1 protein-coding gene is annotated in these 710 nt (G+C 61.0%); it reads right to left on the reverse strand.

Annotation, left to right across the window (positions count from 1 at the left end; all coding sequences use genetic code 11):
* A partial coding sequence (locus tag CAY82_RS27405; protein ID WP_087503450.1) for a nitrilase-related carbon-nitrogen hydrolase occupies positions 1-624 on the reverse strand: 624 nt, incomplete at its 3' end.
* Between the last annotated feature and the right edge of the window lie 86 nt (positions 625-710).

A 710-nucleotide genomic window follows, 5' to 3' on the forward strand; every position in this document is an offset into this window, starting at 1 on the left:
GTTGATCGCCCCGATGAAGTACTCGTTGGCCACCGCACTTGCCGGCTGCTCGAGCTTCCACAAGTAAGACGACAACCCACGACTGGTCGCAGACGGATTGAACACGATCTTCGCCCCAGCCAACCCCAACGCCCGCCACCCCCCAGGGAAGTGCCGGTCATAACAGATATAGACCCCGATCCTGCCCACCGCAGTATCGAACACGGGGTACCCAAGGTTGCCAGGCCGGAAGTAGAACTTCTCCCAGAACCCGTTCACCTGAGGAATATGGTTCTTCCGGTACTTCCCAAGATACTTGCCGTCAGCATCGATGACGGCCGCCGTGTTGTACAACACCCCCGGCTGCTCCAGCTCATACATCGGCAGCACCATCACCATGCCCAGCTCCTTGGCGAGCGCCTGGAACCTCTCGGTGGTGGGCCCCGGCACGCTCTCGGCGTACTCATAGAACTTGGGATCCTGCAGCTGGCAGAAGTAAGGCCCGTAGAACAGTTCCTGGAAGCAAATAACCTTGGCCCCCGCCGCAGCAGCCTGCCGCGCATACTCCTCATGCGCCTTAGTCATCGACTCCTGGTCCCCAGTCCAGTTCGTCTGTACCAACGCCGCCCTGACCACGTCCGCCATCTGACCTCCCTAGCCGAGCCCCCATGCTCCATCCGCCAACCATCCCCAGTCAACGATTCCGGGAAACCGGCTCGGCGGCATACCAG

Source organism: Pseudomonas sp. SID14000, assembly GCF_002165135.1.
GTDB lineage: Bacteria > Pseudomonadota > Gammaproteobacteria > Pseudomonadales > Pseudomonadaceae > Aquipseudomonas.